Source organism: Anabaena sp. WA102, assembly GCF_001277295.1.
GTDB lineage: Bacteria > Cyanobacteriota > Cyanobacteriia > Cyanobacteriales > Nostocaceae > Dolichospermum > Dolichospermum heterosporum.
In genome coordinates, this window is record NZ_CP011456.1 from 2,516,496 (window position 1) to 2,540,360 (window position 23,865).

17 protein-coding genes and 2 pseudogenes are annotated in these 23,865 nt (G+C 39.1%); 12 read left to right on the plus strand and 7 right to left on the minus strand.

Going from position 1 to position 23,865, the window contains the following annotated elements:
- Positions 1 to 41: 41 nt before the first annotated feature.
- Together AA650_RS10870 and ovoA are read right to left on the minus strand one after the other, a co-directional pair.
- Positions 42 to 1,157: a mechanosensitive ion channel family protein gene (locus tag AA650_RS10870; RefSeq protein ID WP_053539038.1), complete on the minus strand. Its 1,116-nt coding sequence runs from the start codon at positions 1,155 to 1,157 to the stop codon at positions 42 to 44.
- 898 nt (positions 1,158 to 2,055) lie between these two features.
- A complete protein-coding gene (gene ovoA / locus AA650_RS10875; protein ID WP_053539039.1) occupies positions 2,056 to 3,378 on the minus strand; it encodes a 5-histidylcysteine sulfoxide synthase in 1,323 nt (440 codons plus the stop codon).
- Positions 3,379 to 3,995: 617 nt separating this feature from the next.
- Between ovoA and AA650_RS10880 the strand changes: the two genes are divergently transcribed.
- The 6 genes from AA650_RS10880 to AA650_RS10905 all read left to right on the plus strand — a co-directional run bounded on the left by AA650_RS10880 (position 3,996) and on the right by AA650_RS10905 (position 10,558).
- Entirely contained in the window at positions 3,996 to 6,014 is a 2,019-nt protein-coding gene (locus tag AA650_RS10880) for a DICT sensory domain-containing protein (protein ID WP_053539040.1), read from the plus strand.
- 566 nt (positions 6,015 to 6,580) lie between these two features.
- Positions 6,581 to 6,997, plus strand: a complete 417-nt coding sequence (locus AA650_RS10885; protein WP_015079642.1) for a photosystem I reaction center subunit II PsaD — start codon at positions 6,581 to 6,583, stop codon at positions 6,995 to 6,997.
- A 222-nt stretch (positions 6,998 to 7,219) separates the two neighbouring features.
- Entirely contained in the window at positions 7,220 to 8,731 is a 1,512-nt protein-coding gene (gene trpE / locus AA650_RS10890) for an anthranilate synthase component I (protein WP_053539041.1), read from the plus strand.
- 37 nt (positions 8,732 to 8,768) lie between these two features.
- A complete protein-coding gene (locus tag AA650_RS10895) occupies positions 8,769 to 9,014 on the plus strand; it encodes a UPF0175 family protein (RefSeq protein ID WP_053539042.1) in 246 nt (81 codons plus the stop codon).
- Complete coding sequence (locus tag AA650_RS10900; RefSeq protein ID WP_053539043.1) at positions 9,011 to 9,493, plus strand: DUF3368 domain-containing protein; 483 nt, start codon at positions 9,011 to 9,013, stop codon at positions 9,491 to 9,493. The genes AA650_RS10895 and AA650_RS10900 overlap by 4 nt, the downstream gene beginning before the upstream one ends.
- Positions 9,494 to 9,742: 249 nt before the next feature.
- A complete protein-coding gene (locus AA650_RS10905) occupies positions 9,743 to 10,558 on the plus strand; it encodes a PD-(D/E)XK nuclease family protein (RefSeq protein WP_081424201.1) in 816 nt (271 codons plus the stop codon).
- Between the two features lie 81 nt (positions 10,559 to 10,639).
- Here the strand turns inward: AA650_RS10905 and coaE are convergent, their stop codons facing one another.
- On the minus strand, positions 10,640 to 11,239 hold the full coding sequence (gene coaE / locus AA650_RS10910; protein ID WP_053539045.1) for a dephospho-CoA kinase: 600 nt from the start codon (positions 11,237 to 11,239) through the stop codon (positions 10,640 to 10,642).
- A 159-nt stretch (positions 11,240 to 11,398) separates the two neighbouring features.
- A pseudogene (cobA, locus tag AA650_RS29455) lies at positions 11,399 to 13,067 on the minus strand (uroporphyrinogen-III C-methyltransferase).
- Positions 13,068 to 13,287: 220 nt separating this feature from the next.
- Here cobA and AA650_RS10925 point away from each other — a divergent pair.
- Complete coding sequence (locus tag AA650_RS10925; RefSeq protein ID WP_053539047.1) at positions 13,288 to 13,983, plus strand: response regulator transcription factor; 696 nt, start codon at positions 13,288 to 13,290, stop codon at positions 13,981 to 13,983.
- A 264-nt stretch (positions 13,984 to 14,247) separates the two neighbouring features.
- Here the strand turns inward: AA650_RS10925 and AA650_RS10930 are convergent, their stop codons facing one another.
- Together AA650_RS10930 and AA650_RS26370 are read right to left on the minus strand one after the other, a co-directional pair.
- Positions 14,248 to 14,529 carry an Npun_R1517 family heterocyst differentiation transcriptional regulator gene (locus tag AA650_RS10930; protein ID WP_027400789.1) on the minus strand — a complete coding sequence of 94 codons (282 nt, stop codon included), beginning with the start codon at positions 14,527 to 14,529 and terminating at the stop codon, positions 14,248 to 14,250.
- 942 nt (positions 14,530 to 15,471) lie between these two features.
- A pseudogene (locus tag AA650_RS26370) lies at positions 15,472 to 15,600 on the minus strand (transposase); the annotation flags it as partial.
- A 34-nt stretch (positions 15,601 to 15,634) separates the two neighbouring features.
- Between AA650_RS26370 and AA650_RS10935 the strand changes: the two are divergent.
- The 5 genes from AA650_RS10935 (at position 15,635) to AA650_RS10955 (ending at position 22,255) form a co-directional block, all read left to right on the plus strand.
- Entirely contained in the window at positions 15,635 to 16,816 is a 1,182-nt protein-coding gene (locus AA650_RS10935; RefSeq protein ID WP_081424202.1) for an RNA-guided endonuclease InsQ/TnpB family protein, read from the plus strand.
- Positions 16,817 to 16,957: 141 nt separating this feature from the next.
- Positions 16,958 to 17,314, plus strand: coding sequence for an NAD(P)H-quinone oxidoreductase subunit M (locus AA650_RS10940; protein ID WP_027400788.1), 357 nt, complete (start codon positions 16,958 to 16,960; stop codon positions 17,312 to 17,314).
- Positions 17,315 to 17,528: 214 nt separating this feature from the next.
- Positions 17,529 to 19,697 (plus strand): PP2C family protein-serine/threonine phosphatase, encoded by a 2,169-nt coding sequence (locus AA650_RS10945; protein ID WP_053539048.1) that lies wholly within the window; start codon positions 17,529 to 17,531, stop codon positions 19,695 to 19,697.
- 206 nt (positions 19,698 to 19,903) lie between these two features.
- Positions 19,904 to 21,526, plus strand: a complete 1,623-nt coding sequence (locus tag AA650_RS10950) for a CHAT domain-containing protein (RefSeq protein ID WP_053541256.1) — start codon at positions 19,904 to 19,906, stop codon at positions 21,524 to 21,526.
- A gap of 93 nt (positions 21,527 to 21,619) precedes the next feature.
- Positions 21,620 to 22,255, plus strand: coding sequence for a hypothetical protein (locus AA650_RS10955; RefSeq protein WP_053539049.1), 636 nt, complete (start codon positions 21,620 to 21,622; stop codon positions 22,253 to 22,255).
- Between the two features lie 212 nt (positions 22,256 to 22,467).
- Here AA650_RS10955 and AA650_RS10960 read toward each other — a convergent pair whose 3' ends face one another.
- The gene (locus AA650_RS10960; protein ID WP_053539050.1) at positions 22,468 to 23,817 is read right to left on the minus strand and encodes a PrsW family glutamic-type intramembrane protease; all 1,350 of its coding nucleotides are present in this window, start codon (positions 23,815 to 23,817) and stop codon (positions 22,468 to 22,470) included.
- Between the last annotated feature and the right edge of the window lie 48 nt (positions 23,818 to 23,865).

The window sequence follows — 23,865 nt, forward strand, 5'->3', positions numbered from 1 at the left end:
AATACCAGAACTATATTCATTTCCAAAGTGGATGCTCATCTTTAATTATTGATATTTTTCATCGGTTTATATTTTTCTGGTTCTGTTCTGAGATCCACATACAGAAAATCAATCCCCTCTTGCTCCAAAAGTTCCAAGATGGCTAAATTCAAGTTCCTTTCAGCCTGAAAATAGAGATTGTCATCATTGACAAATGCCATAACTTCAATAACACGGGCATTGCGTTCAATGTTTTTAAAACGAACTGTACATAGAGGAGAAAAGCCAGCAATAGATTTTGGCATTTCTTGAATAGTGTCACAAATTCTCGCAGTTTGCTGTGCAGAAATTCCGTCAATTTTGAGAATTAAATTCAGTCCCCACTTTAAATCACTGCCAGGATTTTGTGACCAATTTTCCACAATTCCAGAAATCATTCGAGAATTGGGCATTTTCATGATTGAACCCCACTTAACTATATGTAGTTTTGTGGTTCTAAATCCAATATTTAGGACTTGCACAAAACCATCTACTCCTGATACTCCTATCCAATCACCTTCTCGATAGAGGTTATCAGAGTAGATAATAATTGTACAAAACCAGTCATAAACTATATCTTTGAACAGTAAACCTAAAGTAATACCAGCACCACCAAGTAAACCAACCAGCGCAGCGGCTGATTGTCCTAAAAATATCTCGCTGATTTTAAATGCTAATACAATAATTGCTGCTGATTGAAAAATTTTCGGCATCAAAGGTCTGAGCAATTCATCAAGCTCAGTTTCTGTTTGCAGCGTCACATTAGCAATTAACTGTCCTAAAATTGAAGAACTACGATAAACGACATAAGCAACTATGAAGATAACTATTAAGTTGAGAAATCTACTAATTGTCTCGCTCAGTTGAAGACCTAAGTTATCCGCAATAATTTCCTTACTCAGCCAAAATCCACCAATGAGAATTAGCCAACTCATCGCAGGTTTGAGAATAGCAATTAATTCATCATCAAGGTTTGTCTCTGTTTTCTTGGTGAAGTTTTCAATGGTTTTAATGATAACTGCTATGACAAATCTTCTTAGTGTCTGTGTCAATGTAAGAATGACAAGGACAATAACAATTTTAGCAATGGGAACATGGGAATAATTGATATTTTTGAGCGTGTTCCAGATAGCTTCCATATTTACCCTGATAGATAGTTGAGTTGGTTAACTTTAGAGGATGTTTGAAAAGTATCAGAATTAATCGATATCCCCAACCCCCCTTACAAAGCCTTACAAAGGGGGGGCTAAATTCCTCAAAGTCCCCCTTTTCAAGGGGGATTTAGGGGGATCTGCGAGTGTCAGATCCCGCGCGAAAAAGTTTTCAAACAACCTCTTAGAAAATGTTTGAAAAACATAGCGGTTATCGGTCGGATACAATACAATGAAGGGCGGATAAACCCACCCCTACAGGTTTTGTGATTTCCGCGTAATATATTAGGCTTTTGAAACTTAATCTCAATTTCTGAATACTGACACAGAAATGATATCATTTAACTTGACAAAAAATCAATCTGTCCAAGTTTTCACAGTTTTCAATCGTTTAGTTTGTAATTGTGTTTCCATGGTTCGTAAATCAAACTTCCGAGAAATTTCTGTTAAGTAGTGAGACAGAATTAATTACACAATGTCATTGCGTAAGCGTTGCGTGGCGTTAGCCATATGGAACGAAGTGAAATGAAGCAATTCCAAGGGTTGTGATTGCTTCCCTTCGCCCGCAATGACTGTAAATATTTTTGTCCAATTACTTAATATACTTTCTCCCTCTTGAAAAAATACCTTCAAATCCAATAAGTAGGTGAACACAATAAAACCAAACTGTGTAAAGAAATGTAAAGTCGCCTAAACCCTCTTCACTCTTGCCTCTTGCCTCTTGCCTTTTGCCTTGCCATAACGACAATTTTCAACGGGTGTCAGATCCCACACGAAAAAGTTTTCAAACAACCTCTAAGGTGGCTATAAGATCCCCGACTTCTTTTGTATTTTTGTAAATAAATTACCAATTAATATTCAGAAGTCGGGGATCTCAATTTTATATTTAATCCAAACTTTCAGCCACTCTAAAACCGACGTGCTGATAAAAATAAGGACGAAACCAGTTACGATAACAAGGTAAAGCCATTGTACCATTCGTTGCCCAAGAACCGCCCAACATCATAAAATGTTTATTATCAAAAAAGGGTGCAGATTGATCTGCATAAAGATGATGAGTTTGAAATCCTGGTAAGGGTTTAAATGTTTCGCCTAACCATTCCCAGACATTACCCCGTAAGTCAGAAAGTCCAGATTGATGATTTCCTGAAAACATTCCCACAGGAGTTGGGGAAATGAATTGTAAGTTGAGATTATAATTATTTACTAAACTAGAATCTTCAGATATTGTTAATGCTTGATTCCATTCTGCTTCTGTCATTAATCGAGTATTTTTACCTTTCCATTGACAAAATGCCATTGCTTCATAATGGTTGACTTCCACTGGCCAATCTAAAGGTAAATCTAGTTCATCAAATGTGGCACGATAGCGATAGTTATTTTCTTGGTATATCCAGAATTTGGGATGTTGGATATTGTAGAGTTGTTTCCATGCCCAAGATTCAGTATGCCAATAATTGATATTATTGTACCCACCGGCTTGGACAAATTCTAAAAATTCTCCATTGGTAATCAGATATTGACTTGCTAAAAATGGTGGGACTTCTCCTTCTAAATCACCATATTCACTATCCCAAGCAAAAGTTAAATCATCTTGGCGTTTTCCTAATTTGACTATACCACCAGGAATTTCTCGCATTTGATTATGGGGAATTTCTCGATTAGTAGGTGCATAATTCCATTCTTGGGGACGGTTTAAGTTCTCAATAGGTAATTGACGCAGTAGCATAGATGAGGTTTCTAGGTGAATGCGACTATGTTCTATTCCCATTAATAAAGCCCAGATAGGATGCTGTTGATGAATGGGTAAATTTAAAGGAGTTTGATGAATAATTGCGGTAATTTCTGCTCTAGCTTTGTCTCGATATTCCCAAACTTTTTGAAGTTTAGGCCAATTAACTCCTTGAATGGCTATTTCTAATTCTGCCGGTGTTTCTGGATCAACGCCAATTTCAAATAGGGTTTCATATTGGGGGTTAATCCGATGTTTGATTAATCCCACCTGAATTAATTTATTGATATAAAAAACAGCCGAATGTCCAAGGTAAAAAATTAATTTATTTCTTAAAGGATCGGGATTTAGATAGAAGGTTTCTTCCTTAATTACACTTTTCATTAAGGTTTCTTCCATTTCCCAGGAATTTTCAAAATAGTTAAGTAGGATTGTTGAACTACAATCATTGAGTCGGGGAATAGGAGCATCTATCATTTTATTGACCTGGTGAATTAATTGTTGGTAATATCTGGATTGATTAATTTTTTTAAATCAAACCAGTGACTAATCCTGGGATTAATAAAATTTTTATCTGAATGATAAATATTTACAGGAATTGTACAGGAATTTTTGTGCGAGAATTATATGCTATGTATTTAATTATCTTATTTTGATACCATTTTTTTGTTTTTAATTAAAATTTAATATTTTCCAGTAAAATCACTACCAGCCGGATTCCTGTATTTAATGTTTTCAGTAAAATTACCAATAGCTGAATTACTATATTGACAAAAACAAATATAAACAATCTTTTTAGGCTAGTCTAAACTAAGTATATTAATTTCTAAGAATACCAATTTTTTGGGCGAGTTTGTTAGAATCATACATTAGCCCCTGTTATAGTGTTTTGGCGTTAGTTGCCAACAAAGCTATATTGGAATCGTCAGTAACCCAGCCCCAAAGGGACTGGCTTACGCAATGACATTGTGTAATTAATTCTATCTCACTCAAATCTCTGAAAACTTCTTTTCTCTTGCCTATTGCCTATTGCCTATTGCCTATTGCTGTATGTGTTTAATGACCAGTGACCACTGACTAACGACTAATGACTAATGAGTATTTCTACTTCTATACTGAGTGATTTACTAGACTCACTCCCCCATCTACGACCTCAGTTATATTTTAAGGCTTCACTAACTGCGCTCTCCCATGCTATGGAGGATCAGGTTTTAGCCGCTAATTTGGATCGTCCTCTGATTATTGCTAGTTTTCAGAAAGAGCGATTTTACCGTCAAGAAGCCCATCGTTATCAAAAACTGGCAGAAAAAAGTAATCAAATATATGTATTATCTGCACCGGAAACGGAGTTTGCTAATAGCTCAGAATATTATGAGAAGATCGCTTTTGAGCATGATGATGCTTTAGCTCAAGAATGGCATTTGCTAGTAGTTGCTGATAATTATGCTACTTGCTTAATCTGTAGAGAAAGCTTGGGTTCTCTGGCTAAAAATCAACATACCTCAGAGATGCTCCCTAACTTGGATATGGATACAGCGCAAAGATTTGAGGGGATTTGGACATCGGAAAAAGGAGTGTGTTTAAAAGCTGCCCAATTGTTATTAGATAGAATTCAGGCGTATCGTCCAGATTTAGCGGAAAAAGTGGATGAAGTGTCCAGTCGGTTGGGAATTGGGAAATTAACAGGTAGGTCAGTGATCAATTCTGATCATGAGTATGCTTGTGATCTTGATACTGACCCGTTTGTGCAGAGGTTGGTGACATATCTGCAAGCTAGTCAGTATAAGCTGCATAAAGCTTACCGTTCGATTGCGGCTCAAGCTCAGAAAGAACGGCTGGTAAATTCGATTAGTACAGCAATTAGGCGATCGCTTGATCCACGGGAAATTCTTCAAGTGGCAGCGCAAGAATTAGGACAACATTTAGGAGCCTGTCGTTGTCTAATTTATCGCGCCCAAGCTACAGATGCCAAAGCTATAATTGAACATGAATTTTTGAACTCTAATATCACATCGGTACTGGGTCAAAGTTGGGAGTTAGAACATAATCCCCTATTTCAGCAGGTGCTACAACAGCTTGAGGGGGTATGTGTGGCTGATACCCTGGGGGACTTTCAAGTCAAGAAATCACCAGCCTTATCGTCCATTGTCAGGCAGTTTGGCGTGCGTTCTTGGTTGATCGAACCCGTATTATATCAAGGGCGACTATTGGGAATTGTGGAGTTACATGATTGCCATTTTCCTCCCCATGAATGGCAACCAGGGGAGTTAGACTTAGTGAAAGCGATCGCCACCCAAATTGGTACAGCCCTGATTCAAGCCGAATCTTTTGCCAATTTAGAAGAACTCAACCAACAACTAGAAGCTTTAGACCGCACTCGGAGTAATTTAATTGCCATTACAGGACACGAACTCCGCACTCCATTATCCACCATTCAAGTTTGTTTAGAAAGCTTGGCTACTGAACCGGATATGCCTTGGGAATTGCAACAAATAATGTTGAGTACAGCCCTTACCGATTCCGAAAGAATGCGGAAACTGGTACAAGACTTTTTAACCCTTTCTAACTTAGAAAGCGGTCGGGTAGAATGGCATCCTGAATCATTAACCATTCAAGAATGTATAGATTTAGCCCTCAGTCGCTTACGGACACGCTCTAGCCAAGAAAAAATACCCAAAATCACAACTCAAATTTCCGCTAACTTACCTTTAGTCAGGGCTGATGGTGATTGGTTAGTGGAGGTAATCGCCAAACTTGTAGATAATGCTTGTAAATTTACTCCCTCTTCTGGGCAAATTATTATTAAAGCCATTAGCAATAGTCAGGAGATGCTAGAAGTCACCGTAGCTGACACAGGGCGAGGAATTGAACCCAACCGCCTAGAAATCGTTTTTGACCGCTTTTATCAAGAAGAAGGGGCATTGCGCCGAACTACCGGGGGAACTGGCTTAGGTTTAGCCATTTGTCGGCAAATTGTCAATGGCTGGCATGGAAAAATTTGGGCAGAGTCCACAGGTAAAGACCAAGGCAGTCAGTTCCATTTTACTATTCCCATTGTGTATGGTAGTCAGGAAATTGACACTCTCCGGTCTAAAGACGCGGAGATTCTATAGAGAGTTTCAGTCTATATCCCTCAGTTATCCCAGTTTCAGGCACTGCCTTAAATATTTGGGTTCTTGCCCTGATTTCGTTGGCCTTGGCGGGCGAAATCATATCTGACAAGCGTAACTTTCCGAGAGTCCCTCGGTAGCTTTTTATGTCTTTAGTGACAATATAGTTGTATCACGAATATGGATTAAAATTTGAAATTATTTCAAATTTTCAAATTAACGTCAAGGCAGGATTTATCGTGCCTCTAGCCTTCATCCCTTGTCTAAAGTCCAAATGTGGCTTCCTGAGTCAGCCACATTTTCAAGGGTTTTCGGCGTTCTTCCTTATAATTGACGACTGACAACCAACCAATCACTAAGGGATCACCAAAAAATAAATTACCCAATTTTGTGGGATGGGCATCCTGCCTGTCCTTGGTAATTAGCGGGCAATTCGTCCCGCACCACAAGAAACTTTTGGGGATTTTTTTAATTGGAAGTCCCTAAAAACTGTTACAGTCTATAACGCGATCGCAACATAAGTCGAGTTCCAATGTTAGTATGCCGTAAAAACCTACAAGAGACAGTTTATGGCAACTTTGACTGGAAAAACCCCAATCTTTGGTGGCAGCACTGGCGGGCTACTCACAAAAGCTGATGTAGAAGAAAAGTACGCTATCACCTGGACTAGTCCCAAAGAGCAAGTGTTTGAAATGCCCACAGGTGGCGCTGCTAAAATGGTAAAAGGCGAAAACCTACTTTACATTGCTCGCAAAGAGTACGGTATTGCTTTAGGCGCGCAACTTCGCAAATTCAAAATCACCGACTACAAAGTTTACCGCATTCTCCCCGGCGGCGAAACTACCATGATTCACCCTGCTGATGGCGTTTTCCCTGAAAAAGTAAATGCTGGACGTTCTATGGTGCGTCACGTACCCCGCAGAATCGGTCAAAACCCCAACCCTGCACAAATCAAATTCAGCGGTAAAGCTACTCACGACGCTTAGTACCGCAGGGCGGAATTAAAAATTAACAATTAAAAATTAAAAAAGCAGAAATAACTAGCTTTTTGTGTGATTTTTAATTGTTGGTTGATTTACGCCGTTGTCAACTAATCGTTATGTAGTGGGTAATGGGTAATAGGGAAAAAAGAAAAATTTTGCCCCCTTACCCATGACTAAAAGCTCGTTGTTAATTTTTAATTTTTAATTGTCAATTTTTAATTATTTATGATTTTCCCCGATTTCGACCAGTTTCAAAAGCTTGCTGTCCAAGGTAATTTTGTGCCAGTGTATCAGGAATGGATAGCCGACCTGGATACACCTGTATCTGCTTGGTATAAAGTTTGTGCAGATCAACCTTACAGCTTTCTGCTGGAATCGGTGGAAGGTGGGGAAACTGTAGGGCGTTATAGTTTATTAGGCTGTGATCCTTTGTGGATATTGGAGGCTAGGGGTGATAAAACAACCCAAACCCATCGAAATGGTGATCAACAGGTTTTTATAGGTGATCCGTTTACAATTTTATCTGAATGTTTAGCGCCTTATCACCCAGTAAAATTACCAGAATTACCTTCAGGAATTGGTGGTTTATTTGGGTTTTGGGGTTATGAGTTAATTAATTGGATTGAGCCGCGTGTACCAATTCATGCTCAAGATGAGCGCAACATCCCCGATGGATTATGGATGCAGGTAGACCAATTATTGATTTTTGACCAGGTAAAACGGAAAATTTGGGCGATCGCCTACGCAGATTTACGTGATCCAGCCGGGTTAGAGGTAGCATATCAAAAGGCGAGCGATCGCATTCAGGAAATGGTCAGGAAGCTATCTTTGCCCCTATCACCAGAAAACACCAGAATATCTTGGACAGCCCCTGGAAACAAGCCTAAAGCGGGCATAGAGGACTATACCAGCAACTTTACCCGCCCAGAATTTTGCGCCAGTGTGGAAAAAGCCAAAGCACATATTAAAGCTGGTGATATTTTCCAAGTCGTCATTTCTCAACGCTTATCCACAGAATATACAGGCAATCCCTTCGCTTTATACCGTTCTTTGCGGCAAATTAATCCTTCACCCTACATGGCTTATTTTAACTTCCAAGACTGGCAAATTATCGGTTCTAGTCCCGAAGTCATGGTCAAAGCCGAATGCAATGATGAAGGGGAAATCATCGCCACAGTCCGTCCCATTGCGGGAACTAGACCCAGAGGGAAGACAACAAAGGAAGATGCAGCTTTAGCCGCTGATTTACTTCAAGACCCCAAGGAAATCGCCGAACACGTCATGTTAGTTGATTTAGGACGCAATGATTTAGGGCGGGTGTGCAGCAGTGGTAGTGTGAAGGTTGATGAATTAATGATCGTTGAACGCTACTCTCATGTTATGCACATTGTCAGTAATGTGGTGGGTAAGTTAGCCCCGGGTAAAACTGCATGGGATTTACTCAAAGCGTGCTTTCCGGCGGGGACAGTTAGCGGTGCGCCTAAAATCAGGGCGATGGAAATTATTAATGAGTTAGAACCAAGTCGCCGAGGTGTGTATTCTGGTGTGTATGGATATTATGATTTTGAAGGACAATTGAATAGTGCGATCGCTATCAGAACTATGGTATTACATAATCAGACAGTTACAGTCCAAGCTGGTGCAGGTTTGGTAGCTGATTCTGACCCAGAAAAGGAATATGAAGAAACTCTCAATAAAGCTAGAGGGTTATTAGAAGCTATTCGTTGTTTAAGGTGAGTTTTAACCAATTAAATTCCAGCAGGAGAATAGAAATATGAGTATTGTGATTACAGATGAAGTTTTGCAGACAATTAAAATGTCTGACAAAGAATTAATTCAAGAAATAGCAATTTTGCTCTTTGAACAAGAACGGTTTACTTTAGGACAAGCGAGCCATTTTGTAGGTATGAATCAACTTGAATTTCAACGATTACTTGCTAGTCGAAAAATTCCCATTCACTATGATATTGCTGAATTTAGGGAAGATGTAAAAAGTTTGAAAGCTAATAATTGGCGATGATTATTATTAGCAATACATCACCTATCAGTAACCTCGCTGCGATTGGACAATTAACTTTGTTGCAGCAACTCTATGGTAATATCATTATTCCACCAGCAGTCTATCAGGAAATTCTTGCTTCTGGTAGTACAGATCCAGGTACACTAGCACTTCAAACTCTCAATTGGATTGAAGTTATGCCAGTTACAAATGTTATCCTAGTTCAGACTCTACAAACAATTTTAGATCCAGGTGAAGCAGAAGCGATTTCTCTTGCTGTTGAGTTAAATGCTGATAGACTGATTATTGATGAGCGAAAAGGTAGAAATGAAGCAATAAAGTCCGGTTTACAGGTTACTGGAATCTTAGGTATTTTATTAGCAGCTAAACAACAAGGGATTATTCATCTGGTAAAACCGATATTAGATGATTTGATTGCTAATGGTTTCTGGATTCGTGAACAGTTGTATGCAGAAGTTTTATTAGTTGCAGGAGAATAGCAACCGGATGATATAAAATAATATAAATCTCTGTCTGTGGTAACAAGCCTCAAGTCCCAACAGCGTAATGTTTTGGAGTTTATGACGCAGGCTGTTCTTGCTGCTCGTGGTTCTACCACTGTGCCTTCTTTGCTTCCACAAGTTACTGCTGATTCTGATGATTCTGACTTGTTGAAAGCTGCTTAATTTTATTGCTGGATTTTGGGGGTTGTTTTTCGTTTTCTTTGTACCCCCTGAACGGTTACTAAAATTGATTCGGGAGAACATTCAAACCAGTTAGAAAGATATCAGAACATTATTGATATTGAATACAAAAATTATAGAAAGATTTTAATTTATTTAACCCCAGAAGGAAGTTTATCATCTGAAAATAATTGGAGAATATACAGCTATTCTCAAGTAGTAGAAATAATTGATAGTATTTGTAAAAGTTATAAATCTACTATTGGTGCAGATATTTACACATTAATGACACATTATTCTACATTAATTAGGAGACATATTGTGAGTGATTCAGAAATTGCAGAACTTTGCCGCAAAATTTATTTTAAACATAGACAAGCTCTTGATTTAATTATTGAGCATCGTCCCGACTTACAATCAGAAATAGCTGTGGAAATTAAGAAACTACTAAATCCACTTATTGAATCTAACGAAATATTTGCAGATTTTTGGAACAAGGGATGGATAAGTTTTGGAGCTAAAGACTGGGAAAATAAATCAGGAAGTCGAGAAATGATTTGTTTTGTAATTGAAAATCTTCCTGGTTCTCTTATAATGATAGTGCAACTTAGATCCATTGAAGATAAAGAAATTCGTCAGAAAATATTTGATTTATTACAAGAGCAAGACCATTCAAAAATTTTAAAAAAAACAAAACTAAATCGAAAGTATATGACTATTTATAATAGACAAATTTTAAATAAGATTGATTATGAGGATGGTGATATTGAAAATATATTCAAAAAAATTCAGGATTTTTGGGAGGATTTTATTAAAAATGACTTTGTATCTATAGAGAAGATAATCAGTGAAAATATAGAGGTGATTTTGAAGGACAATTGAATAGTGCAATGATATCACACAAGCGAAAAAAGAGATTGATGGAATATCAATCAATAAGCAAGAATATATCAATTATTTTATTTATAAAAATGTTGAATTTTGCAACAAAACTTTATCTATTTGTTTTAAAAGTGATTCTAAATTACCAGAATTATCTAAAACCACATCAGCACGAGCGATTTTTTCCGCAATAGGTAATTGACTATTAATTCTCGCTGCTGCTTGTTCCGCTGTTAAATTATTCCGTTCTATTAACCGCTGTTGTTGCTGTTGTGGAGAACAAGATACCACCCAAATTTGATTAACTAGATTTTCTAAATTAGCTTCAAATAATAGGGGAATCACTAAAATTAAAGTATTTGCAGATGATTCATTAATAGCTTTATCAAAACAATTTCTCACATAAGGATGAATTACCCTTTCTACCCAATAACGTTCTTCCGGTTGATGAAAAATAATTTCTCCTAATTTGGCTCTATTTAAATTACCATCACTTAATATGATTTCTCTACCATATTTTTCAGCAATTTGTGACAAAATAGGAGAACCGACAGATACTGCATCTCTCGCATAAATATCTGCATCTAAAATCGGTAAATTGTAAGTTTTAGCTAAGTAATTAGCAACTGTACTTTTACCTGTCGCAATTCCACCAGTTAAACCAATTAAGTTTTTAGTCATTGGTTATAATACTAAATTAAGATGAATCTTCATAGAATCAGATTTTAAGATTTATTGAACGCAGATAAACGCAAATAAACGCAGACAAAGAGGGATGAATTAATGGATTTCATGATTCTGTGCCACCTCACATAAGGTTGGTATTAGTCATTAGAAAATTCAGCTATGATTTGTCCATTTAATTATGGCATTTGTTAAACCTTCTAAGGTATATTCTTCTGCTTCAATATCTACTCTCCCAAATACAGTTTGACAGGTTTTTGAAGTTTGGGGACCAATGGAAGCTATGCAAACTCTGGCTAAATTTTCGGGATTGTAGGTAAATATATGCGCTGTTAATTGCGAGAAAAATAGGACTGTTTTAGAACTGGCAAAGGTAATAATATCTACAGTATTATTAACTAAGGCATATTCAGCCGCAGGAGGGATACTTTGAGGACAGCAAGATTCATAAGCGGGAACTTCAATTACTTCTGCACCTTTGGCTGTTAATTCTTTCACTAATACTTCTCTTCCACCACTTTCAACTCTGGGAAATAATATCTTTTTACCTATTAGTGATTCGGGAAAGTTTTCCACTAAGGAATCAGCCACAAAGTTAGGAGGAATAAAGTCAGCTTGGATATTTTGTTTTTGTAAACTTTGGGCGGTTTTTTCCCCAACAACGGCAATTTTTACAGCAGATAAAGCATTTTCATCTTGACCGGATTTTTCTAATCTCTCAAAAAAGTATTCTACACCATTACTAGATGTGAGAATTAGCCAATTAAAAGTTGATAAATGCAAAATTGCCTGATCTAAAGCTGACCAACTGCTAGGGGGTCCAATTTCTAAAGCTGGCATTTCTATCACATTAGCACCTGCGGAGGTTAAGCGATCGCTAAATTGATGCGATTGTCCCACAGAACGGGTAACTAAAATGGTTTTCCCAGCAAGGGGAGAAAGATTGTAATTCACGGTTGACATTCAATTTGTTGCAGTAATAATTTTAGGTTTCGCGTCAAGAAGTATCTGTAGGTTGGGTTGAAGAATGAAACCCAACATTTCCTAGACTCAGTTGGGGTTCACTTTGTTCTATCCAACCTATAATTTTACAAATGGAAATCCCTTACAGGTAATCGCGTAATCGGACAACTTCACCAATAACTATAACTGCGGGAGAGAGAGATAAGTCGGCGGTTTGTTCGAGGATATTTCCCAGTTCTCCTGTCCATACTTCTTGACGAGGTGTTCCAGCCCAACGGATAATAGCAATCGGTGTAGAATGAGATTTTCTATATTTTATCAGTTGATGGATTATTTCTGGTAAATTTTTTCCCCCCATCAAAATTACTAAGGTTTCTAAGCTTGCTAATACTTCCCAGTTTAAAGTTTCTGGTTCATGGGCTGTACAAACTGCAAAACAACGACTAATAACGTTATCTGTGAGCGGAATTCCGGCTAATAATGGTGCAGCTAATGCAGAAGAAATTCCCGGAACGATTTCAAATTCACAACCTGCATTTTTTAAAGCTACAATTTCTAAAATACAGCGCCCAAATATGAAAGGGTCTCCCGATTTTAGTCGAATAACTTGCTTTTTTTCTAAACAATATTTTACCAATAAAGCGTTGATTTCACTTTGGGAAGTGCTGGGTTTACCTCCACGTTTACCAACATCTATTTTTAAGCAATCAACAGGGACACAATCTAATAATTGACTATCAACTAAAGCATCGTACACCAACACCTGAGCAGATGCTAACAGCCGATAGGCTTTAACGGTTAAGTATTCTACATCTCCAGGACCTGCACCAACAAGGTAAACTTTACCTATTTCTTTAATCATATTTATTGTTGACTTTTAATAATTTACCATTGGGTTTTGATGCGATATATAATACCAATTTAGGATGAGAATAGAATCAGATTTTAAGAATTATTGACCGCAGATAAACGCAGATAAACGCAGATAAAGACGGATGAATTAATGGATTTCCTCTGCCCTAGTAGTCAAGACTCACCAAATTTCGCTAGATTAGATCCAGGTACACTTATAGGAATTTTCAATGTCAGCACAATTGTTACTGGTAGATGACGAACCGGGATTACGGGAAGCCGTCAAAGAATATTTACAAGAAAGCGGTTTTAGGGTTCAAACTGCCAGTAATGCCTGTGAAGGTTGGAACTGGATGCAAGAGAACACCGCTGATTTGGTCATTTCTGATATTATGATGCCCCAGGTGGATGGCTATCAGTTCCTCAAGCAAATGCGAGATGACCCCCGTTTCCAAGCCTTACCAGTGGTATTTTTAACGGCTAAGGGGATGACAGGCGATCGCATTCAAGGCTATCATGCAGGTGTTGATGCGTATTTACCTAAACCATTCGATCCTGATGAATTAGTTGCCATAGTTGAAAACTTACTAGCGCGTCGCAGCGCCCAATCTCCCACTACCGGAGAAGACGGCGACACCCCAAATCTTGCCGATTTGGCTAATCAAATCGCTCAAATTAGAATACTATTAACTCATCGGAGTGCCATATCCCAAACGCCAGCCCCGTTTAAAATAGATTTGACTCCTAGAGAGCAAAGTGTTTTAAATTTGGTAGCGGAAGGATTAATGAATAAAGAAATTGCCCGTCGCCTAGAAACAAGCGTCCGCAATGTCGAAAAATATGTCAGCCGTTTATTTAGTAAAACTGGTACTAATAGCCGCACGGAGTTAGTTCGTTTTGCGCTAGAACATGGTCTAGCTAAGTGAACTAATCCTTTAGTGATGAGAGTTACTTGGTAAGAAAATGGTAAAATGCACCTAGATAAATTTGCTGCCGAAATAGTAACATAATGTTGCATATTTTACTACTAATTTTCTTAGCTTGCTAGTACGAAGACACAAATATTGTAGACGTATTTTTACGTTTACAAGCAAGCTTACTATTTGGGAAAATAGGTAGAGGCAGACTTTTAACACTTAATCCTGAAACCCCTAAATTAGACAGGCTATCACAAATAACTAAGCTGAATACTATTGTACGGTATCAGCGAAATTGCGTAACCGCATCAGTTGACGGCGCATTTGTGGAGAGGCTTTAAACTCTGAAATCTCCTGAGCTTTAACTGATGCTTGTAAGGTTTCTAAAAAATCGTCAGATCCTTCTGTTAAAGCTTCTAGTAATACTTGTAACAGTTGCTCACGATCACTTAACAAACTCTTTTCCTCAATCAGACGGAATTTGAGGTGAATTTCACAGTCATAAACACCTACTTCGGGATTATTTATTTGACGTGGTAATGCTTTGGAGTTCATAGTTTTGAGGATTTATTTGCTTAGTGGTTATACGGATTAGGGATTAAATCTCCAGAAAAATTCCTTATACTTTCTTTATACTTTTGTGAATCCAAAGTTTTTACAGATCAGAATTTCTCCTTATCCGTAAAACTGGCATTCTATTTTACTCCCCCTGTCTTTTTTCAGTTAGATTTTACTATTTTTCGATGTTTCTTTACTAGTTATGGCATATCTTAGCCATAAACTATTATTCGATTTTCAAGATGTCATACCATGAAGTTTTTGTAAATAGTTGATTAGCCCTTGATAAAGGTTTTTACATCAACTTGTTAAAAACGTCAAGAAATATTATTTTTTTTACTTTTATTTCCTGATAATACTTAAGCATTTTTACTGAAGACACTCCTTTGATAAATGCAATTCATAATTGTAGGAAAATTCACTAAAGTCGCTAGAAGTTGAGTATATTTACATGAGAAAAAACCAGAATCAGTAAAAAAATTAGAAAATTTTTTGTGAATAATCACATCCATGAGGCCAAGTTAACTTCTCAATTGCAACAGAGGGCAAGTAACTGGTTGTCAACCCGAAAATGGCGGGTGAAGGCAAGCAGGGGAGGTAGGGGGAGAAGAGGGGTAGGGGGGTAGGGGAGGTAGGGGAGGTGGGGGAGGTAGGGGAGGTGGGGGAGGTAGGGGGGGTAGGGGAGGGAAGAACAGAAGTTTTTTCCGATCATTACCCGTCAAAATAAATTTGACGAACTACTAGGTGAACACAATAAAACCAAACTGTGTAAAGAAACGTAAAATCGCTGAAAACCTCTTTACTCTTGCCTCTTGCCTCTTGCCTCTTTCTCCTTCCATTCCTTTTTTCCTGACTCAGTGACTCCTGGGCGCAGTCCCGCACTGCGCCCCTACATCCTGATGAGAGTGACCGAAATGACGGGACACAAGCCCCGTCCTTCTAGGACGGCTTTTCTTGATTCTTAATATACTCTTTTAATATTTCTAGTGGCGCACCACCGACTGAAGTGGCAAAATAGCTGGGACTCCATAGAGATTCTTTGTGGGGTTTTTTATATCCGGCTTGTCCAGTGCAGACCAATATATAATTAATTTACAGCCCAATGATAGCATTAACCATGAAAGCCAGATATCAATTCCGTTTCTACCCTACAGACCAACAGCAAAAGCTTTTAGCTCAATTGTTTGGTTGTGTTCGCGTGGTTTGGAATGATGCACTGGCTATTTGTAAACAAGCAGAAAAACTACCAAGTAACAACGACTTGCAAAAGTTGGTTATTACTCAAGCAAAAAAAACTATTGAGCGGCAATGGTTGTCTGATGTTTCTAATATTCCTTTGCAACAATCGGTTGCAGATTTGGGAGTTGCCTATAAAAACTTTTTTGATTCGCTAAAAGGGAAACGCAAAGGTAAAAAATTAGGTCGTCCTAAGTTCAAAAAGAAGACTAATCAGCAGTCAGCACGATTTAGAATCGGTGGGTTTTCAATCAAAGGGGATGAGGTTTATCTAGCCAAAATTGGTAACGTTAGCCCGATTTGGTCAAGAGATTTACCCTCCGCTCCTAGCTCTGTAACAGTAATAAAGGATTGTGCTAACCGTTATTTTCTCAGTTTTGTAGTAGAAGTTGAACCCGTTAATATTGATGCTAAAAACCAAAGTATCGGTATTGATTTGGGGATAAAAACTTTTGCTGTCATGAGCAATGGAGAAAAAGCCCAAAGCCCCGATTACTCAAAATTAGACAGGAAGATTCGCAAACTTCAGAAGAAATTAGCACGGCAACCAAAAGACTCACAACGAAGAAATAAGACCCGAATTCAAATTGCAAAACTACATAACGAAATAGCTGATACCAGAAAAGACTTTTTGCACAAATTATCCTCCAAAATAGTTGGCGAAAATGAAGTTATCGTTTTAGAAGATTTGAATGTATCGGGCATGGTTAAAAATCGCAAACTTGCTAGGGCGATTAGTCTTCAGGGATGGAGAGAGTTTCGGACGTTATGTGAAGCTAAATCACAGAAGTTTGGCAGGACATTTCACGTCATTAATAGATGGGAACCGACCAGCCAAATTTGCTCTGAATGTGGCTACAAATGGGGGAAACTTGATCTAAAAATTCGGTCGGTTAAGTGCCTGAATTGTGGGACTGAACACGACCGAGACGAGAACGCCGCAAAAAATATAAATAAAGCTTGCACTGAGCCAAGCCGAAGTGTCGGGATAGGGCATTGCCACGACTCTAAACGGGCGCAGAGACAGAGTAAGACTAGCAACGGTTAGCGTCAGTCAGTGAAGCGTCAAGAATCACCGCACCTTCAGGTCGGTGAGTATGTCAATTTCTCATTCATTTCTGCTGTAAGCTCGAAGATAGCAGTTAAAATAATTGCAGTGTAATTTAGCTAAATTCTTACACCCAAATTTATGGATAACCTGATACTGCTCAAGTCCACAACCCGTCATGTTCGCATTTTTGCGGCAGAAATGGACAAAGATGAACTGATTCCGAGTAATCAAGTGTTGACACTAGATATTGATCCAGACAACGAGTTCAACTGGAACGAAGATGCTTTGCAAAAAGTTTATCGCCAGTTTGATCAACTGGTAGAAGCATCTAGTGGCGAGGATCTGACAGATTATAACTTACGCCGGATTGGTTCAGATTTGGAGCATTATCTGCGATCGCTCCTCCAAAAAGGTGAAATTAGCTATAATCTCTCCAGTCGGGTTACTAACTACAGTATGGGACTACCCCAAGTAGTAACCAGTAGCAATCAATAAATATAGTACATACTTACTTAGTCCTGGCGAAGATAATTCGCCGGCTATGTCAAGTTTCAGTGACAGATTGAGAATTAGTTCTGCTATCGCTACATATTCTCATAACAATAAAAGTTATGATGAATTTGTGGGTTGCTAAAAATATGCGCGGTAGTAACTATAGCTACCAAATACTGTTGAAGAAAATGCTAATTGCAGAATCGGTGGGAAAACTATGGAAAATGATGCGGTAACGCTCTGCTGCCCAAATGAATATTGTCAATCGGCTAATCCCCTCACCCACAAATTTTGCCAGCAGTGTTCCACTCCCTTGCCGAAGCGTTATCTCTGGGCTGTGGGCAGTGATTTTAGCCACTGTCATCCTGGCTCTATTTTAAGCGATGCGGGCGCTCGCTATTTAGTCATTAATAAATCCATACTTTTAGATATCAAACCTGGTTTATTGCCCGAAATACCTGAATTAGATAATTTAGAAAAAATTAGACCCTACCTCAAACTAATTACCCATCGTCTCCACATCCCACAAGTTTATGGAGTCCTCAATTTAAGTAATGGGCAGACCAAAACAGAAATACTACTATTAGAAAAACCACCATTAATAGTTAATGCAAGCATTACTCAAGTCAGTCTATGTCAAAGCTTAGACGATTCTTGGAGTCAAGCCTCATCAATGCGTCAAATTCATTGGCTGTGGCAATTAGCTAATCTGTGGCAGCCCCTAGTCATTGAAGGCGTAGCATCTAGCCTCTTAGATAATTCTGTATTAAGAGTAGAAGGGGTACTAATTCGCTTATTAGAATTACGGTTCGATGACAAAAACTCGCCGACATTATGCCAATTAGGAGAATTTTGGCAGCAACTGATCCCAACTACTAAACCAAATATTGCTCCATTTGTGCAGCAAGTATGTGATTGGTTAATTAAAGGAGAAATTAACTCATCGAGTCAATTAATTAAAATTTTAGATCAGGGATTGAGCCAATTAGCAAAATCTCAAACAGCTACAATTAAAATCTACACTAAAACAGACCCAGGACCGAGCCGCCCCCGTAACGAAGATGCTTGTTACCCCGCTGGGGACACTTTAATCACTAAATCACCGCAGGAGAACACCCTAGCTATTGTTTGTGATGGTATTGGTGGACATGAAGGCGGTAACGTGGCTTCCAACCTCGCAATTGAAACTATTTATAAACAAGTCAAAGAACTGACTTCAGTTCCCACCGACAACATAGATCCATCCTTACTACTTTTGGACCTAGAACGGACAGTAGCCAAAGCTAATGACAAAATCAGCCAGCGTAACGATAACGAACATCGTCAAGGGCGACAACGCATGGGAACAACTATTGTCATGGCTTTACCTATTGCCCATGAAATATATATTGCCCATGTCGGTGATAGTCGTGCCTATTGGATTACTCATCATGGTTGTCATCAAGTTACCTTAGATGATGATGTCGCGTCCCGCGAGGTCCGTTTAGGCTATGCTCTTTACAGGGAAGCTTTAGAACACAGGGGTTCTGGTTCATTGGTTCAGGCATTGGGAATGAGTAAAAGTACCTCGCTACACCCCACATCTCAACGCTTTATTGTTGATGAAGATGCTGTTTTCTTACTCACTTCCGATGGTCTGAGTGATTTTGATAGAGTGGAAGAATCTTGGGAAACTGAAATCTTACCTCTTCTCTCTGGAAAAACAAGTATAGAAGATGTTGCCCAAAGATTAATAGAAATTGCTAATACTAAAAATGGACATGATAATGCCACTATTGCCTTAGTACATTATCATGTTGAATACTCTGAACCAGAGACGATAATTACAGCGGATATTTCTCATCTTTTACCTGACACAGAATTATACTCAGCCGGTGATGATACAGCCAATGGGCAGAGTTTTATTAATAATCCGAAAACTCAAGTTATTTCTGAACGCAAGACTGCTAAACTTTCCCAATTACCATTACAGTTGTTTATTCTCTTAGGGTTAACGTTATCATCTGGTTTGCTGGGATATTGGTTTAAACTCCAAATTAAGTCACCAACAACAATAATTTCTTCTCCGTCTCCATTTTCTAGTCAACAACCAACTTTGACGGCACAAAGAACTTTACAAAATCTCTCTCCTAATTGGGTGATTCAAGCTAATAGTCCCATAACCTTAAATAAGCAAACTTTCCCTGCTAAAAGTTTTTTCCAAGTTATAGATAAAAAACCTAATCCTAATGATGGAAATAATCCAGATGTAAGTTTGCGTGTTTGTCAAAAATCTAATCCTGCACCAGAAACGCTTAAAAGAGTCCAACTTAACTTTTCCGAACTGCAAGCTTTAGCTAAAGACATCTCTATTTTACAATCAGATCAATCTAGTATTTGTGAATAGGGAACAGGGAGCGGGAAGTAGGGGGAGTAGGGGGAGTGGGGGGAGTGGAGGGAGTGGGGGGAGTGGAGGGAGTGGAGGGAGTGGAGGGAGTCGGGGGAAAAATAACAACTGACAACTGACTAAATTCGCTACTTCTGCCTAAAATATCTGTATCTGTGTTTTGAACGTTTAGTTTCTACCAATCCATGTCCAGCCCGAATTTGGCAATGCTTTCGGCGAGTATAGCGATCGCCCGCCTAGTAAATACTAGCACAGATCACTTCGCTATTTGGGTAGTCAAAGCACCATATCCCAGTGGCTATGTTCTCCGTGATTGTGTTTTCTCCCCTGAACTTAATCAAGTTTGGCAAGAATGGCAACAAATGTTTGCTGGTCATAGTCCCCTGGATATTCCTTCCTATTCAATTTCTTCATCAGTTAATACATTGCCATTAGCTGTAATTTCACCCGCTGAAGGTCAAAGGACAAGTCCCTATAGTAGTCGTCTAATGCAATCCTTGGGTATCAATCTCTGGGGATGGATATTTGATGGGGCGATTCTGAATAGTTGGGAACGGAGTCGGGGTATGGCTATGGGTCAAAAGACTCAATTACGCTTTCGGTTAGAAATTCGTGATCCTGATCTAATTGCCCTCCCCTGGGAAATTATGCAGCGGGAAGTTGGACAATCCGCCATATCTCTTTCCCAAGATGTTTTATTTAGTCGTACCATCAGCGCAGTTGAACCATTACCAGAATTGCGGACTGACCGGGCGGTAAATATTCTGCTGGTGTTAGGACATAATTATAAATTACAACTAGATCAGGAAGCGTCTTTACTAAAAAAGACATTGTTAGAAGGTCATCCTGGGGGCAAAACTGCCGCTGGATACGCACCTTGTACAGTAAAAACCCTGATCCAACCGACAAAGGCAGAGTTAATTCAGGAGTTAGAAACTAAAGTTTATAATGTGTTTTTTTATGCTGGTCATGGATTACCAGATCCAGATGGAGGCTCATTATTTTTAGGAAATGAACTCAAAATTAATGGCATAGAATTAGCTCAGATTTTAACGCGAACAGGCATAAAATTGGGAGTTTTTAACGCCTGTTGGGGAGCGCAACCAGCAGCAGTTAATCACCAGGCTATCCCGGCTAGTAGTTTGGCTGAGGTGTTGATTCGTCATGGTGTGCCAGCGGTATTGGGGATGCGTGATGAAATTGCTGATGTAGAAAGTCATAGTTTTATTCAAACTTTTGCTTCCAGTTTGCGATCGCGTAAATTAATTGATGAAGCAGTGGCAACTGCTAGACAAGAACTATTGACACTGTATAAATTTAATCAACCAGCTTGGACATTACCAGTTCTCTACCTCCATCCTGATTTTGATGGAGAACTGATTAAAGATGTAGATGAAGGAGTCACAGAACTACCCAATACGGCGATTTCTGACCTAGTTACCCCCATTAATACAGCTTATTTGCGATCGCTCACACCAGGAGGCAAAATTTGGTTATTACGTTCTGGAGTTACCCGCATCGGTCGCACAAAAGAGAATGATATTATCATCCCCGAAATTTATATTTCCAGACACCACGCAGAAATTTTATGTCGGAAGACTCTCAAAGAAAATACATCCATGACCACTTATTACCTACAGGATTTGTCTACCTATGGGACAACCTGGTATTTAAGCCCTAATGGTTGGCAACAAATCCTCCGGGAAGAAGTACCTTTAACATCAGGAATGCAGTTAATGTTTGGGAGTTCTAAAGGTGAAATTTGGGAATTTATTCGGGAGGATTCCATCAGTAGGGGCGCAGGGCCTGCGCCCAAAAGTCAGGAGTAAAAACCAGTTGATCATGACTGCTGTATTTTGCGGAAATTCAATTTTTGAGATTGTAGTTGTCAATAGAACCTATAAATTAATAGTGAGAAGAAAATGAAAAACCACATTAATGATTTAAATATCTTAAATATTGCCCCATCAAATGTAGATTTAGAATTTATAGAAGCACTGTTAGAGCCTGAAGATGCTGCTTATCCCTGGAATTTAGCTGATGAATCTTCAGAAGCTTATTTTCATAACCTAGAACTACAGTTTGGGTTGCAAGATTTTTCAGATTTAGAACTGAGTACAAGTACCGATAATTTTTATCAAAATCTAGATACAATTTGGGATCAAGTTGCTGTTCTTGAAAATAACAGTAGTAAAAATACCGTTAATTATCTTCAGGAAGTTTTGCAGAACGCTTTTTCAGTTATTCCTAGAGGTTTACTCACTGCAATCGCTCAAAAAGCTACTGAAGTTTCTATTCTTGAACAATCAGCTAGTGAGAAATTAGTGGAATGTGTCCAAGCTTTACTACCTAGTTGGGAAGTAGATGATCTGCTGGTTTTAGCTCGTCCTTTTGCTTACGCAATGCGAAGTAGTGAACCACATACATTGACATCACTAATTAGAGATTTTGAAGAGCGGGATTGGGCAAATTTATCAGAAATAGAACAAGCAAAAATTACCTTAGCGATCGCTGATTATGCCCTCCAACATCGCTCAAAACCCGATTCTCAACCCTAATTTTTACTCTGCCTCAAGTCCAGAGATTAGCTAATTTATCACCTCTCGCCCCCTACTCCCCTACTCCCCCACTCCCCCACTCCCCCACTCCCCCTACTCCCCCACTCCCCCTACTCCCCCACTCCCCCTACTCCCCCACTCCCCCACTCCCCCAACTCCCCCTACTCCCCCTACTCCCCTACTCCCCTACTCCCCTACTCCCTGCCTCTTACTTACTTTGGATCAAGAAACCGAGTAGCAAAGTTCTCTGATCTTGTAGGTGACAATACCCGTGCTTTCAGAATTGCCGCCATCAGAAAGGCATAAGATAAAACGCCAACTACTACCAAAAACAAAGCATTAATAGAACCCGTCGCATTCCATAAAGCGTGGAGTGCAGAAGCGCTCAAATAACCCACCGTGAGGATTTGCTTGCCTTTCAGGGGTTTTAACACAGCCAAACCCACAAAATAGCCTAAATACCCACTGTAAGCCATGTGTCCAGCCACAGAACCTAAAATGCGGGGAATAAGTAGCTGTAAACCGACTGATTGACCAGAATTTTGGGAAATTAAGGGTACATATTGACCAAGAGTTTCTAGTAAAGTAAACCCCACAGCGGAAGCTGTACCCAAGAGAATACCATCCAGCGGTTCCCAAACCCCAATCCGTTCTCGCCAGGGCGATCGGAGGGACTTGCCAATCCAATATGCTCCTAATACTGGTAGTATTTTCAGGAGTTCCTCCATTAACCCAGCACCAAAAAACATCCGTACTAATAATTCGGTGAAGGTAATCCCATCTGGAGATGTCGCATCCAAAGTCCCAGGTAAGATATTTCGGAAGACTTTGATAAATAAATCTAAGAGAGGACTCAGTAAAATTAACATCGTACTCAGTGCCGTAGCCAGGAGTACCCACCAAGGCTTAGATTTACCACACAATTGATAAACAAAATAGTAAGCAGCAAAAGCGATGTAAGATCCCACAATTACTTGATTGGCTTGGGGATGACCTACCGTAGCAAACATTAATACCACGAAAACTACTGTTAAGATTCCTGGAATCAGGTAGGCTTTGCGAGTGAGATCCTTACCAGTAGAGATAATAGGAAATAATTGTGTGAAGCTTACAGAATCTTGCTTTGATGACAGATGTTGATAATTAACAGATGATAATACTGTCGCTTTACTGACATTGATCATTGTTTTTTGAGCAACAACTTCGTACTCAAAAATAAATTGTGGCCCATCAGCACCAAGGGAAATGCGATCGCCTAAATGTAATTCTTGACATCCTTTCAAGGGTTCTCCATTTAAAAAAGTGCCATTGGCACTATTTAAATCACAAATTACCCAGCTATAGCCGCTATAGGTCGTTAAAGAAACGGGACGAACTACCGCATGACGACGAGATACCATTCGGTATATTACGGCATCCAAGACAATTTGGCAGATGGGGTCACGTCCAATTACCATTTCTTTACCAGGAAGCAACAAGTAGCGAGATGCTGACTCGGAAACTTCGACCTTACTGGACACCAACCGCAGAAATGCATTCTGTCTTGCGTTTTTGCCTGTCATCGAGTTAGTGAGTGTGTCTAAACAAATTCTCCGGCTTATGCCATACCC